A 12950-nucleotide genomic window follows, 5' to 3' on the forward strand; every position below is an offset into this window, starting at 1 on the left:
ACCTCCGAATGCACATCATTCTGCTGCACAACCGCGACCACGAGCTCCTCCAGGATGACCCGGGCCGGGAAGCCCGCGAGGACGTGGTGCGGGTCGCCGCGGCGCTCGCCGAGGCCCTCACGAAGGGCGACACCCTCGCCGAGCCGCTCGCCATCGAGGGCGACCGGCTGGACTTCGTGGACACGCTGCGGCGGCGGCAGCCGGACCTGGTCATCAACCTCTGCGAGTCGCTCGCCGCCGACAGCCGCGGGGAGATGGCCGTCCCGTGCCTGCTGGACGCGCTGGGCCTGGCCTATACGGGCTCGTCCGCCCTCTCGCTGGGCCTCGCGCTGCACAAGCCCAAGGCGAAGGAGCTGCTCTGTGCGCGCGGCGTGTCCACCCCGGGCTTCCGGGTGGTGGAGCGGCTGGAGGATGCGCTGGCGGTGGACCTGTCCTGGCCCCTCATCGTGAAGCCCGCGCGCGAGGACGCCAGCATGGGCATCAGCGGGGACTCGGTGGTGCACGAGCGGGCGGCGCTGGTGCGCGCCTGCGAGCGGGTGCTGCGCGAGTTCCATCAGCCCGCGCTGGTGGAGCAGTTCATCGCCGGCCGCGAAATCTACGTGCCGCTGCTCGGCAACCAGCCGCGCCGCGCGCTGCCGTTGACGGAAATCCACTTCGGACGGACCTTCGAGGACCGGCCGAACATCGTGTCGTACAGCGCCAAGTGGGAGGCGGGCTCCGACGAGTACCGGGATACGCCCGCCGGGCCGTGCCAGGTGGATGCGGCGCTGGAAGCTCGTTGTGTGCAGGTCGCGCTGGAAGCCTTCGCAGCACTCGATTGTCAGGACTATGGCCGGGTCGATCTCCGGGTGTCTCCGGAGGGCGTGCCCTACGTCATCGATATCAACCCCAACTGCGACCTCCATCCGGGAGCCGGGTTCGCCAGGGCCGCGGCCTCCGCGGGCCTGGACTACGCCGCGCTGGCCGCCCGGCTGGTGGAGGTCGCTACCGAAAGAGCCCATGGACATCCGTCCCATCGAAGAAAAGGACCGGGAGCCCCTCGCCGCGCTGATTCGAAAGATCGAAACCTTCTCGCCGCAGGAGGTTGAGGTCGCCATCGAGCTGGTGGGCGAGGCCCTGAAGTCGGGCAACACGGACTACGCCATCATCGTCGCGGACCGGGCCGGTCAGCTGGTGGGCTATGTCTGTTACGGCCCCACGCCGATGACGGAGGACACGTACGACCTGTACTGGATTGCGTCCGCCACGGAGGTGCGTGGCCAGGGCGTGGGCGCGGCGCTGGTGTCCGGAATGGAGGGCGATTTGCGCCGTCGCAACGGCCGGCTCATCCGCGTGGAGACGAGCGCCACGGAGGCCTACGGCCCCACGCGCGGCTTCTACGCGTCCATGAAGTACGGCGAGGAGGCGCGCATCCGCGACTTCTACAAGGTGGGCGACGACCTCATCATCCTCACCAAGCGGCTGTAGTCCACCGCACGGGGTGTGGGGCGGGTGAAGACTTTGCCCGCCTCCCCCGTTAGAAGGGGCGTGATGACCCGCACGCTCCGACCGATGTCCCTGGCCCTCGTGGCCTTGTGCGCCCTCTTGACGGGCGCGCCCTCCGCGAAGGCCGCCGCGCCCGCCAAGGCCGCGGCGCCCGCGAAGGCCGCCTCCCTCCCCGCAGACGCGTCCGACGTGCTGAAGGCGCCGCGCCCCCAGGGCGGCGAGTTCTTCGGCCTGTACCTCATGGACAAGAAGGTGGGCTGGCTGTTCACGGACCTGGTGCTGGTGCCCGGGGCGGTGCCCCAGGTGAAGAGCGTCAACCAGCTCGTGTTCAAGGCGCTGGTCGGCACCCGCCTGTCGGAGCGCAACCACCGCGAGGAGCGCGTCTACGAGGCGAAGGCCGGCGGACGGCTGTTGTCCTTCACGGTGACGCAGCGCGGGGATGGTGGCGACCAGACGCTGGAGGGCACGACGACGCCCGACGGGAAGCTGCGCGTGGTGCGCAAGCGCGTGGGCTACGCGGACGAGGTGCTGCCGCTGTTGCCCGCGCCGAAGGAGCACGTGGAGGACGCGGACCAGGCGCGCGTGGCGCTCTTTCGCAAGGCGAAGGTGGAGGGCTTCTCGCTCGACGGGATGGACCTGGAGACCTACGGCCTGTCGACGACGGTGGAGGCCCCGGAGCAGCGCACGCTCAACGGGGTGAAGGTGAAGCTGGGCAAGGCCAGCAGCCTGTCGCAGAAGGAGAAGGTGCCGGTGGACTCCTACGTGACGCAGCGTGGGGAGATGGTGCTGGTGGACTTCGGCAAGACGATGCAGGCGCGCAAGGAGACGGAGGCGGTCGCCAAGCGGATGGACCTGGTGGAGGTGTTCGGCCTCACGCGCGTGGTGCTGCCCAAGCCGCTGCCCGAGGCGGCGCGCGCGGTGCCCGGCAACGTGAAGCTGGTGGTGCAGGGGCTGCCGGAGAAGTTCCGCGTGGAGACGTACCGGCAGAAGTTCACGGCCCGGCCGGATGGCGGCGTGGACGTGACGCTCCTGGCTGCGGCGCCCGCGACGGCGAACCGCAAGCCCCGGCCGCTGACGGACCCGGACGGCGGGGAGAACCTCAAGTCCACGCTCATGGTGGAGAGCGACGCGCCGGCCATCCGCGAGCAGTCCAAGAAAATCATCGGGGACGAGAAGGACGCGTACCGCGCCGCGCAGAAGGTGAACACGTGGGTGGCCACCCACCTGGAGAAGGACTACGGCGCCAGCGCGGACCGGGCGACGGATGTGCTGCGCCAGAAGCGCGGTGACTGCACGGAGCACTCGCTGCTGAGCGTGGCGCTGCTGCGCGCGGCGGGAATCCCGGCGCGGCGCGTGGACGGTGTCATCTACATGGTGAACCAGGACGGCGTGCCCGCGCTGTACTGGCACGAGTGGGTGGAGGCGTTCGTGGGGGAGTGGACCCAGATGGACCCCACGTTCAACCAGCCCGTCGCGGACGCCACGCACTTCGCGTTCGGCTACGAGGGCAACGCCGAAATCACGCCCCTCATCGGCACGCTGAAGGTCGTCGAGGTGAAGTAACGCGGCGAACCTCCGGGGGACGTGCTCACGCCCCCCGGGGCGCCAGCGCCAGTCGCTCGACGAGCTCCTTCGCGTCCGTGCGAGGCACCTCGCACGCGAAGCCCCGGCACAGGTACGCGGCGCCCTTGCCGCCCACCGGCTCGCGTCCCTCGAACAGCTCCTTCAGGAGCGCGGGCACGGGCCTCCCCTCCTCCTTCCAGCCGAACGCGAACGTCGGCGCGTAGACGCGGTTCGCCGCGCTCAACAGCGGCGCCACCGCCTCGCGCGAGCCGCTGAACGTCACCCCCGCCGCGCCCTCCAGCAGCGCGTCCGCCGCGAGCCCCAGGTAGCCGTAGCCCATCGCATTGGCCACCAGCCCCTCGCGCATCTTCCCCACATACTTCGTCGGCAGCTCCAGGTGGTGCTCGTGGCCCGTGAGCGCCGCGAGCGCCACCTGCGCCTCCGTCAGCGTGGACGCGCCCGAAGGGAACGCGTTGTCGAACAGGCCATACGTCGCCACCACCAGGTCCTTCTGACCGCGCGGCGCCGTGAAGTACGCCCGCTTCTCCTCATCCCAGAACAGCTCCACCGCGCGCTTCACCAGCGCCTCGGCCGCCTCCAGGTACTTCACGTCGAACGTCGCCTGGTACAGCGCCGTCAGCCCCGAGGCGAGGTCTCCATAGTCCTCCAGGAACCCGTCGATGCGCGCCTGCCCCTCCTGGTACGAGCGCGCAAGCCGAGTCCCGTCCCACAGCTTCGCCAGCACGAAGTCCGCCGCCGCCACCGCGAGCCGCGCCCAGTCCGGCCGTTCGAAGACCCGCGACGCCAGCGCCAGCCCGCGAATCATCAGCCCGTTCCACCCCGCCAGAATCTTGTCGTCCCGCCCCGGCTTCACCCGCTGCTCACGCGCCTCGAACAACACGCGCCGCGCCTCGACGAGCTCGCGCTCCACCTCCGCCACCGGGAGCCCTCGCTCCCGCGCGAGCGTATCGGCGGGCACCACCACCTCCAGCACCGTGGCCCCGTGCTCGAAGTTCCCCTGCGGCGTGACGTGGAAGTGCCGCATCACCAGCTCCGCGCGCTCGGGCGACAACAACCCGTGGAGCTCGTCCGGACGCCACACGAAGAACTTCCCCTCCTCGCCCTCGCTGTCCGCGTCCTGCGCCGCAAAGAAGCCGCCGCCCGCGTCCGTCATCTCGCGGCGCACGTACTCCACCGTCTCCTCCACCACCTTGCGCCACAGCGGACGCGACTCCACCTGCTCGGCCTCCGCGTACAGGTGCACGAGCTGCGCGTTGTCGTAGAGCATCTTCTCGAAGTGCGGCACCAACCAGCGCGCATCCACCGAGTAGCGATGGAAGCCTCCGCCCAGCTGGTCGTAGATGCCCCCCAGCGCCATGCGCTCCAGCGTGAGCAGCACCGCGTCCTTGAGCGGCGCGCCACCGCCCCGCCGCCACGCGCGCAAGAGCAGCGAGAAGTTCATCGGGTTGGGGAACTTGGGCGCGCCACCGAAGCCGCCGTGCACCGGGTCCACCTGCTGGACCATGCGCTTGCCCATCGTCACCACGTCCTCCGCGGACAGCACGCCGGGCGCCGCGTCCAGCCCATACGCGGCCAATTCCCCCAGGCCTTCGGCGAACTGCTCGGACTGCCGCAGCACCTCCTCGCGCTTGTTCGCCCACGCGTCCCGCAGCGCCATCAACAGCCGGGGGAAGCCCGGCCGGCCATAGCGGTCCTCCGGCGGGAAGTACGTGCCGCCGAAGAAGGGCTTCAGGTCCGGCGTGAGGAACACCGTCAGCGGCCACCCGCCGCCCTGCCCCATCAGCTGCACCACGCCCTGGTAGATCTGGTCCAGGTCCGGCCGCTCCTCGCGGTCGACCTTGATGTTGATGAAGCCCTCGTTCATCAGCCGCGCGGTGTCGGGCGACTCGAAGGACTCGTGGGCCATCACGTGACACCAATGGCACGCGGAGTAGCCCACCGAGAGCAGGATGGGCTTGTCCTCGGCGCGGGCGCGAGCGAGCGCCTCATCGCCCCAGGCGAACCAGTCCACCGGATTGTCGGCGTGCTGGCGCAGGTACGGCGAGGGCTCCTGGGCCAGACGGTTGGTGGAGCCGGACGACGGAGGGTGGGTGGCCATGGGGTCTCCGGGCGGGAACTGCCGGACCCAGGGCATATGGAGCCCCGCCATCCGGAGCAAGTCCCAATGGCGCGACCCTCCACTGTCGAACGCGAGCAGGGTACGCTGTCGACAAGACGTGAGCATGGTTTCCCTCGCCCCCGCCCCGCCCAACCCCGTCGGCCTCGGACTGAAGACGTGCATCGCCCTGGTGGGCGTGGCGCTCATCGTGAGGCTCATGCTGGCGTTCGGCACCGACGTCTACTTCGACACCGCCTACTACTGGCAATGGTCGCGGCGGCTCGACTGGGGCTACTACGACCACCCTCCGCTCGTCGCGTGGCTCATCGCCCTGCTCGGCATCCACGCCACCGCGCTCGTGTGCGGCGCGGGCACCATCGCCGCGGTGTGGGGCCTGGCGCGCGACGTGTACCAGAGCCGTCAGGCCGCCTGGAGCGCCGCGGCCCTGTGGAGCGTGGTGCCCGGCGGCATGGTGGCCGGCGTCTGGGCCACGCCGGACTCCCCGCTGCTCCTGTTCTGGACGCTGGCCCTGTGGGCCCTGTGGCGCGAGCGCTGGGTGTGGGCCGGCGTGGCGTCGGGGCTCGCGCTGCTCGCCAAGTTCCCGGCGGTGCTCCTGGGCGTCGCCTTCCTCATCACCGCGGTGAGGGTGCGCCGCCTGCCGAAGGGCGCGTGGGGCACGGGCGCGCTGGCGGCGCTGTGCCTCCTCCCGGTGCTGCTGTGGAACGCGCGCCATGACTGGGTGGGCATCGCGTTCCAGTTGCGTCACGGCCTCGAGGGCAAGGGCGGCTGGGGCACGCTCGGTGAGTTCATCGCGGGGCAGCTCGCCTTCGGTGGGCTGGTGATTCTGCCCCTCGCGTTCGTCTATGCGTTCAAGGGCCCGCGCGAGCAGTTCCTCCTGCGCATGGCCGCGCTCGTGCCGCTGCTGTTCTTCGGCTACGCGGCGTCGCGCGCGCGCGGCGAGGTCAACTGGACCACCATGGCCTATGTCAGCGTCTGCGTGGGCGTCGCGGGCATGCGCAGGCCCTGGCAAATCGCGGCGGCCTCCTCGGGGCTCGCGGTGGTGCTCGCGGTGACGCTGCACCTGTTCTTCCCGGTGCTGAACTTCAAACGCGATACAGCCCTGTGGCGCACCCACGGCTGGGACGTGCTCAGCCAGCTGTCCACGCCCGAGAAGCTCTTCCCGGGGATGAAGCCAGACAGCGTCGTCGCGGTGTTCGCCGGCAACTATCAGCTGGCGTCACAAATCGCACACTACGCCCGCGTCCCCGTGGGCACCGCCGGCCCCGTCCGCTTCAGCCAATATGACGTCTGGGGAGAGCCCCCCATCCCGCCTGGGAAAGATGTGCTCTGGGTGGAAGAGGATGGCCCGTTCGCTCCCGCCGCCCTCACGGACCGCTTCGAAATCATGGACGAGCACGTCGAGCTGGTTGGAACTTTCCAGGGACGTCGTCTGCATTTCTTCCGGGTGTGGTGGGTCCGCAATGCCAGACCCTGACGTGCCCGGGAGGGCATGACAACTTTCAAAGCCTCTCACCGACAACAAGGGAAACCGTTTTTGCCAATTAAACGGAGGTCCCCCCATGTCGACTGTCTCCTCTGCGGGTTCGCGTCGAGTCTCCACCTCCGCCACCGCGGCCGCCGCCACGCCCCCCACCGTGAAGAAGGGCTCGAAGGGCCCGACAGTGACGACGCTGCAGAAGAAGCTGGCCGCCGCGGGCTTCAGCCCGGGCCCCGTGGACGGCATCTTCGGGCCGAAGACGCACGCGGCGGTGTTGTCCTTCCAGAAGGCGAAGGGCCTGGTGCAGGACGGAATCGTGGGCCCGAAGACGTGGGGCGCGCTGAACAAGACGGGCGGAGCCAGGCCGCCCGCGCAGCAGCCGGGCACGAAGGGCAGCGCGGAGACCTTCGTGCAGAAGGCGCTCGCGCAGCGCGGGGACCGCTACGTCTTCGGCGCGGAGACGAAGATGAGCGACAAGAACCCGTCGAAGTGGGACTGCTCGGAGCTGGTCGAGTGGGCGGCCCACCAGGCGGGCGTCAAGGTGCCCGACGGCACGATGAACCAGCTGCCGTACTTCAAGCAGAAGGGCACCACCATCTCCGTGGACGAGGCCCTGCGCACGCGCGGCGCGCTCCTGTACCGCCCCGGCCACGTGGCCATCAGCCTGGGCGACGGGCGCACCATCGAGGCGCGCGGCTCCGCGTACGGGGTGAACATCTTCAGCGCCCACAACCGCGGCTGGACGGCCGGTGCGCTCATCCCGGGCCTCAAGTACGGGTGAGCCGCTGACGCCCCACAGGGTGTAGAGTCCTGACGTGGCGGCGCGGGTGACGCGTCGCTCGCGCTCCCCATGGACTTCACCCTCTTCGTCGTCGGGCTCATCAAGGTGGTGCTGGGCGGCCTCGTGGCCGCGCTGGGCATCTGGCTGGCGTTGCGCGGGCTCAGCCGCATCCTCGGCTCGCGGCCGGAGGAGGAGCTGCGCCAGGGCAACGTGGCGGCGGGCCTGGTGCACGCCTCCAGCCTGGTGTCGCTGGGGCTGCTGGTGCAGCACGCGGTGCAGGCCACGTCGGACGCGGTGGACCTGGCCGTGCGCGCCCCTCACTTGCAATGGTCCATGGTGCCGGGGCTCGTCGCCGTGGCCGCGCTGCACGTGGGCCTGTCGCTCATCGTCGGCGTCACCGTGCTGGCGCTGGGCATCCTCCTGTTCGACCGGATGACGCCCGGCATCGACGAGCTGGCGGAGGTGCGCAAGGGCAACGTCGCCGCGGGGCTCATCCTCTCCGCCATCCTCCTGGTGCTCGCGCTCTTGACGGCGCCCGGGCTCCAGGCGGCCCTCAACGGGCTCATCCCCTTCCCCCAGCTCCCCGAGGGGACGCTGGTGGCGCCGGCCTGACACGGGAGGCGACGGACGAGGCCATGTCCACGAGCGCCGGACTGAAGACGGCCCTGAAGCTGCTGCTCGCCGGGTTCACGCTGACCAGCGTGCTGTGCTGCCTGGGCGTGGGCATGGTGGGGCACCTGGTGGACACGAAGGCGCCGGCCGTGGAGCCGGGGCTGCCTCCGAGCGCGGACGTGGTGGACCTGGGCCTGGTGCTCATCCCGGCCGACACGTCGCCCTCGCGCGCGCGCACGTACGACTGGAACACGGAGGGGCTGCGGCCGCCGGGCAGCCGGCTGGGGTACGGCCTGGGTGAGCTCTTGGACGCGTGGCTGGAGGACCAGCACAAGGTGCTCGGGCGCAGGCTGCGCTACCGCTCGCTGGGCCAAGAGCGCTTCACCTACCAGCCCCCGAGCGGCTGCTCCGCGGACATGCGCTGCATCTACGAGGAGCTGATGCGCGGCAACGCGGGGCCCGTGGAGGCGCTGGGCGAGCGCTTCATGGTCACCATCCGCGAGCGCGGGCTGGACTCACAGCAGGCCGCGCGGCTCATCCTCGGCTTCGTGCAGCGCATCCAGTACGAGGTGCCCACCGATGAGCCCTTCGGCATCATCCCCCCGGCGCTGGTGCCGGCGAGGAACCGGGGGGACTGCGACTCCAAGGCGCTGCTCGCGGTGATGCTCCTGCGGCAGGTGGGAATCGAGGCGGTGATGCTCTACTCGGACCCGCTGGCCCACGCGGCGGTGGGCGTGGGCCTGCCGGGCACGGGCACCCGCCTGCGACACGGCGGGCGCAGCTACCAGTACGCCGAGGTCACCGCCGAGGGCTGGCCACCGGGCATGATTCCGCCCAAGTACGACAAGCCCCGGCTGTGGCGGGTGATGCCGCTGGACGCCGTCACCTCCGGCTAGCGCGGCTCCGGCGTGGACCCGGCAAGCACGCCTCGCAGGTAGCGCTCGTAGGCCTCCTTCATCGGCAGCTCCGAGTCCACGCCCAGCCGGCGGCGCGTCGTCTGGTGCCTGGAGCCATCGCGCGGGTCCACGCCCTCCTTCACGTAGCGCTCCCAGAAGATGGCGGAGCCCCGGCGCTGCCACAAGGGCAGCTCGTTGAAGTGGATGCCGCGCTGGAAGAGCAGCTCGTTCTTGAAGGCGACCGGCTTGCCGTCCAGCTCGCGCGTGGCCTGCGCCGCGCTCAAGCCCTCCTTGCGCAAGGTCCAGTAGCACCAGCCCTGCAACGCGCACCGGCTGCCGTCCGCCTGCCGCCACGTGAAGTAGTCCAGCACCGCGCGCTCGTCCGCGCCCAGCCACACGCGCCCGTCGAACACCGCCGGCACGCCCGCCGCGTGCGTGAAGGTGGCGCTGGCGAGGCCCGCCGACAGCGACACCAGCTTCTCCACCGCGCGGTCGAACAGCGATGCGTCCGGCCGCAGCAGCACGGAGATTTCGTCGCTCTGCGTGTACGCGTACACGCCCTGGAGTTCCTCCAGCAGCGTGCTCGCGGTGCGGACCATCCACCGGTGGAAGAGCGGGTCGAAGGGCTTCTCGAAGCGCTCCTGCGTGAAGCGCGAGAAGCCCCGCCCGTCCACGCGCAGCACCGCCCAGGCGCCCGGCAGGAGGCGCAGCGCGTGGAAACACTCCCCCTGTCGCATGCGTCCGGCCAGCTCGTCAGCGTCCAGCATCCGTGTCCTCCTTCCAGTCCTCGACGATGAAGCCGCCCTCGGCGGCCCAGCGCACGTGGTACAGCGAATCGAAGCCCTCTTCGCGGCGCGGCCGGCACAGCCGCTTCACCGTGGCGTACAGCGCCACCTCCGGCACCCGCGCCCGACCCTCGCGCCGGGCGTTCCGGGCGAGGCAGTCCTCCAGGCGCGACTCGAAATAGAAGCCCACCACCCGCGCGCCCAGCCCATGCCCCAGGGCGATGAGCGGGGAGCGCTGCTCACAGTCGGGGTGCGTGTTGTCCACCACCACTGAGCGACCGGCCACCAGCGCCTCGGTGACGAGCCGACGCTGACGCGCCTCCTTGCGACGCGCGTGCGGCCACAGGTCCTTGCTCACCAGCACGTGCGTGTCCGCGAAGCGCTCGCGGAAGAAGCGGCTCTTGCCGGAGGCCTGCAACCCGATGAAGAGGATGAGTTCCATGGCGGAAGCCCTCCGGACGCGGCGCCGACAGACCGGCTGACGCTCGACCCCGCGCCGCGCATGCGCACCGCTCGCGGGATACCCACGCGCCACTCACCACGTCGCGCGGGCTTGGAGCCTCGCGTCTACCCGGATTCGCTCGTGCTGTACGCCGCTGCACAGCTCGCGCACCTTTCGCGGCGAATGTGTTGATTCGACTGGCTTTGCTCGATTAACAATTAAGTCTCGAATTAATTGATTTCAAGAGTTGTCGTAATCCGCCGTCCGGACTGAAGTCCGGAAGAGGCGGCCGCAGCACGAAGCGCAACCCGAGCAGGAGACACCCATGAAGACCTCACTCTCGTCGTATGCGTTACGTTGGCGTCGGCTCTCCGTCATGGCCCTGGGCCTGGGCATGGTGGCCCCCGTTCCGGTCCTCGCGGCCTCGAAGTCCCCCTCGCGCGTGGAGCGCGCGTCGCTGCTCCCCGCGCGGGTGGTGGACGCGGCGGCGTTGGGCTCGGCGAAGCAGGCCACGGGCCTGGTGGCGACGGCGGGCGGACGTCACGCGCTCGTCACGGGCGCGGGTCGCGTGCTGCACCGCACGGACAACACCATCCAGTCGCTGAGGACGCTGTCCGTCCCCAAGACGACGCTGCAGCTGCACGTCTGGGAGGAGACGGGCGCGGACGGCAAGCGCCAGGACTTCTTCGCCTACAGCCGCGGCGGCACGGAGCTGCTCGGGCGCGCGCAGCCCACCTCGTACCAGGTGCGACTGGCGCACGTGAGCTTCGACCCGGTGCGCCAGGGCGCGCCGCTGGTGGCCGACACGCTGGCCGCGGACACGGGGAACACGCTCTCGCTGGTGCAGCTGCAGGCCACGCCGCTGCCGGAGCTGCGCGAGGCGCTGGAGCGCGAGGGTGGCAAGGTGCTGCGCTTCCTCACGGACCACACGTACCTGGTGGAGCTGGACGCGGACGCTCGCAAGCGCGTGGCGGAGCTGCCCTTCGTGCGCTGGGTGGGGCCGTACCATCCCGAGTACCGCGTGGAGGACGTGCTGCGCGAGTCGCTGACGGGGCGCGCGGCGAAGATGGAGCCGCAGCGCTACTCCATCATGGTGGGCGAGCGCGGCAGTGCGCGTCAGGACGAGGTCGCCGAGGCGGTGCGCAAGCTGGGCGGCACGGTGGAGCTGGTGGAGGCCGGCGGGCTGCGCGTGGAGGCCACGCTCACGCAGGACCAGCTGGAGCGGCTCGCGCGCTCCAACGCCGTCCAGTACATCGACCGGTGGGGCGGGCCGGGTGAAGTGGACATGAACAACGTGCGCGAGGTCGGCGGCGCCAACTACATCCAGACGGCCGAGGGCTTCACGGGCCAGGGCGTGCGCGGCGAAATCTTCGACACCGAGCTGCGCACGACGCACCAGGAGTGGGCGACGCCGCCGCTCATCCACAGCACGTCCAGCGCGGGCAGCGCGCACGGGACGAGCTGCTACAGCATCAACTTCGCCAGGGGCGTGGACGCCACCGCGAAGGGGCTCCTGCCGGACGGCCAGGGCATCTTCTTCCTCTACAGCCAGTCCAGTCAGTTCGGCGGCACCAAGTCGCGCTACGACATCAACCGCGAGCTGACGGACCCGGCCGGCCCCTACCGCGCCGTGTTCCAGACCTCCAGCGTGGGCAGCACGCTGGGCACCGCGTACACCACCATCTCCGCCGAGGTGGACGACTACCTGTTCAAGCACCCCATCCTGAGCACCCAGTCGCAGAGCAACTCCGGCACGCGCAACTCGCGGCCCCAGGCGTGGGCGAAGAACATCGTGTCGGTGGGCGGCTTCTACCACTACGACAACGCCAACCGCGACGATGACCGCTGGAACGGCGGCGCGAGCATCGGCCCCGCGGCCGACGGGCGCATCAAGCCGGACCTGTCGTTCTTCTACGACGCGGTCCGCTCGGCCAACAACTCGAGCAACACGTCGTACTACAACTTCAGCGGCACCAGCGCGGCCACGCCGCAGACGGCGGGCCACTTCGGCCTCCTGTTCCAGATGTGGCACGAGGGGGTGTGGGCGGGCTTCGGCGGCGGCGCGGACGTGTTCGACAGCCGCCCGCAGATGGCCACCGCGAAGGCGCTGATGATCAACCTGGCGCACCGCTACAACTGGAACGTCACCGGCAACAACGCGGACCTGACGCGCGTGCGCCAGGGCTGGGGGACCGCGGACCTGAAGCGGCTGCATGACCGCTCCGGCTCCACCAGCATCATCAACGAGACGGACACCCTGCTGCCCCTGGGCGTCAACGAGTACAAGGTCTCCGTGACGGGCACCGAGAAGGAGTTCAACGTCACGCTCGTCTACACGGACCCGGCCGGCACGGTGGGCGCGGCCCAGGCGCGCATCAATGACCTGTCGCTGCGCGTGACGTCGCCCTCGGGCGTCGTCTACTGGGGCAACAACGGCCTGTCCGCGGGCAACGTCTCCACGGCGGGCGGCGTGTCCAACAAGGTCGACACCGTCGAGAACGTCTTCCTCGTCTCGCCCGAGGCGGGCAGCTGGAAGGTGGAGGTGCTGGGCGACGAAATCGTCCAGGACGCCGACCTCTCCACGCGCGTCATCGACGCGAAGTACGCGCTGGTGGTGAGCGGCGGCCTCATCGTCCCGTAGCGCCTTCGCGCCGGGACCGGGAAGCGGGCCTCGGCGCGCGTGCCCGAACACATCGTCCGTGAGCGCATGGCTCACGGGACACCACCGGGGTCGGCCCGTCGGCCCCGGTGGTGCATCGCCCCCCCGAG

General features: G+C 70.4%; 11 protein-coding genes. 8 read left to right on the forward strand and 3 right to left on the reverse strand.

The features are described from left to right. Nucleotides 1–8 precede the first annotated feature (8 nt). The 3 genes from AC6JA9_RS34025 (at nucleotide 9) to AC6JA9_RS34035 (ending at nucleotide 3048) form a co-directional block, all read left to right on the forward strand. Nucleotides 9–1088, forward strand: a complete 1080-nt coding sequence (locus AC6JA9_RS34025; RefSeq protein WP_267699703.1) for a D-alanine--D-alanine ligase family protein — start codon at nucleotides 9–11, stop codon at nucleotides 1086–1088. A 16-nt stretch (nucleotides 1089–1104) separates the two neighbouring features. Beyond that, nucleotides 1105–1467, forward strand: a complete 363-nt coding sequence (locus AC6JA9_RS34030) for a GNAT family N-acetyltransferase (RefSeq protein ID WP_245772208.1) — start codon at nucleotides 1105–1107, stop codon at nucleotides 1465–1467. Nucleotides 1468–1530: 63 nt separating this feature from the next. After that, on the forward strand, nucleotides 1531–3048 hold the full coding sequence (locus AC6JA9_RS34035) for a transglutaminase-like domain-containing protein (RefSeq protein WP_223748464.1): 1518 nt from the start codon (nucleotides 1531–1533) through the stop codon (nucleotides 3046–3048). A 25-nt stretch (nucleotides 3049–3073) separates the two neighbouring features. On the opposite strand, the gene AC6JA9_RS34040 is transcribed toward AC6JA9_RS34035, so the two are convergent. Then, nucleotides 3074–5167, reverse strand: coding sequence for a thioredoxin domain-containing protein (locus tag AC6JA9_RS34040; RefSeq protein ID WP_497958394.1), 2094 nt, complete (start codon nucleotides 5165–5167; stop codon nucleotides 3074–3076). Between the two features lie 124 nt (nucleotides 5168–5291). Here AC6JA9_RS34040 and AC6JA9_RS34045 point away from each other — a divergent pair, with 124 nt between their 5' ends. The 4 genes from AC6JA9_RS34045 to AC6JA9_RS34060 all read left to right on the forward strand — a co-directional run bounded on the left by AC6JA9_RS34045 (nucleotide 5292) and on the right by AC6JA9_RS34060 (nucleotide 8954). Further along, a complete protein-coding gene (locus tag AC6JA9_RS34045) occupies nucleotides 5292–6662 on the forward strand; it encodes an ArnT family glycosyltransferase (protein ID WP_497958395.1) in 1371 nt (456 codons plus the stop codon). Nucleotides 6663–6747: 85 nt separating this feature from the next. Next, a complete protein-coding gene (locus AC6JA9_RS34050) occupies nucleotides 6748–7446 on the forward strand; it encodes a peptidoglycan-binding protein (RefSeq protein WP_497958396.1) in 699 nt (232 codons plus the stop codon). A gap of 69 nt (nucleotides 7447–7515) precedes the next feature. Further along, nucleotides 7516–8058 (forward strand): DUF350 domain-containing protein, encoded by a 543-nt coding sequence (locus AC6JA9_RS34055; RefSeq protein WP_223748460.1) that lies wholly within the window; start codon nucleotides 7516–7518, stop codon nucleotides 8056–8058. A 23-nt stretch (nucleotides 8059–8081) separates the two neighbouring features. Beyond that, a complete protein-coding gene (locus AC6JA9_RS34060; RefSeq protein WP_223781650.1) occupies nucleotides 8082–8954 on the forward strand; it encodes a transglutaminase-like domain-containing protein in 873 nt (290 codons plus the stop codon). Here AC6JA9_RS34060 and AC6JA9_RS34065 read toward each other — a convergent pair. Then, complete coding sequence (locus AC6JA9_RS34065) at nucleotides 8951–9721, reverse strand: tRNA(His) guanylyltransferase Thg1 family protein (protein ID WP_305070668.1); 771 nt, start codon at nucleotides 9719–9721, stop codon at nucleotides 8951–8953. The two genes, AC6JA9_RS34060 and AC6JA9_RS34065, sit on opposite strands and share 4 nt — an antisense overlap. After that, nucleotides 9708–10181, reverse strand: a complete 474-nt coding sequence (locus tag AC6JA9_RS34070) for an ATP-binding protein (protein WP_223781649.1) — start codon at nucleotides 10179–10181, stop codon at nucleotides 9708–9710. Before AC6JA9_RS34070 ends, AC6JA9_RS34065 begins: the two co-directional genes overlap by 14 nt. A 376-nt stretch (nucleotides 10182–10557) precedes the next feature. Here AC6JA9_RS34070 and AC6JA9_RS34075 point away from each other — a divergent pair, with 376 nt between their 5' ends. Continuing rightward, nucleotides 10558–12822 carry a S8 family serine peptidase gene (locus AC6JA9_RS34075; protein ID WP_497958397.1) on the forward strand — a complete coding sequence of 755 codons (2265 nt, stop codon included), beginning with the start codon at nucleotides 10558–10560 and terminating at the stop codon, nucleotides 12820–12822. Nucleotides 12823–12950: the final 128 nt, after the last annotated feature.

It is taken from the genome of Myxococcus sp. MH1 (genome assembly GCF_059738865.1).

What these genes read in the sequence shown, in the direction of transcription:
- AC6JA9_RS34060 (WP_223781650.1), top strand. Translation starts at nt 8,082, where the DNA reads ATGTCCACGAGCGCCGGACTGAAGACGGCCCTGAAGCTGCTGCTCGCC.
- AC6JA9_RS34050 (WP_497958396.1), top strand. Translation starts at nt 6,748, where the DNA reads ATGTCGACTGTCTCCTCTGCGGGTTCGCGTCGAGTCTCCACCTCCGCC.
- AC6JA9_RS34075 (WP_497958397.1), top strand. Translation starts at nt 10,558, where the DNA reads ATGGCCCTGGGCCTGGGCATGGTGGCCCCCGTTCCGGTCCTCGCGGCC.
- AC6JA9_RS34035 (WP_223748464.1), top strand. Translation starts at nt 1,531, where the DNA reads ATGACCCGCACGCTCCGACCGATGTCCCTGGCCCTCGTGGCCTTGTGC.
- AC6JA9_RS34045 (WP_497958395.1), top strand. Translation starts at nt 5,292, where the DNA reads ATGGTTTCCCTCGCCCCCGCCCCGCCCAACCCCGTCGGCCTCGGACTG.
- AC6JA9_RS34055 (WP_223748460.1), top strand. Translation starts at nt 7,516, where the DNA reads ATGGACTTCACCCTCTTCGTCGTCGGGCTCATCAAGGTGGTGCTGGGC.
- AC6JA9_RS34065 (WP_305070668.1), bottom strand. Translation starts at nt 9,721, where the DNA reads ATGCTGGACGCTGACGAGCTGGCCGGACGCATGCGACAGGGGGAGTGT.
- AC6JA9_RS34040 (WP_497958394.1), bottom strand. Translation starts at nt 5,167, where the DNA reads ATGGCCACCCACCCTCCGTCGTCCGGCTCCACCAACCGTCTGGCCCAG.
- AC6JA9_RS34070 (WP_223781649.1), bottom strand. Translation starts at nt 10,181, where the DNA reads ATGGAACTCATCCTCTTCATCGGGTTGCAGGCCTCCGGCAAGAGCCGC.
- AC6JA9_RS34025 (WP_267699703.1), top strand. Translation starts at nt 9, where the DNA reads ATGCACATCATTCTGCTGCACAACCGCGACCACGAGCTCCTCCAGGAT.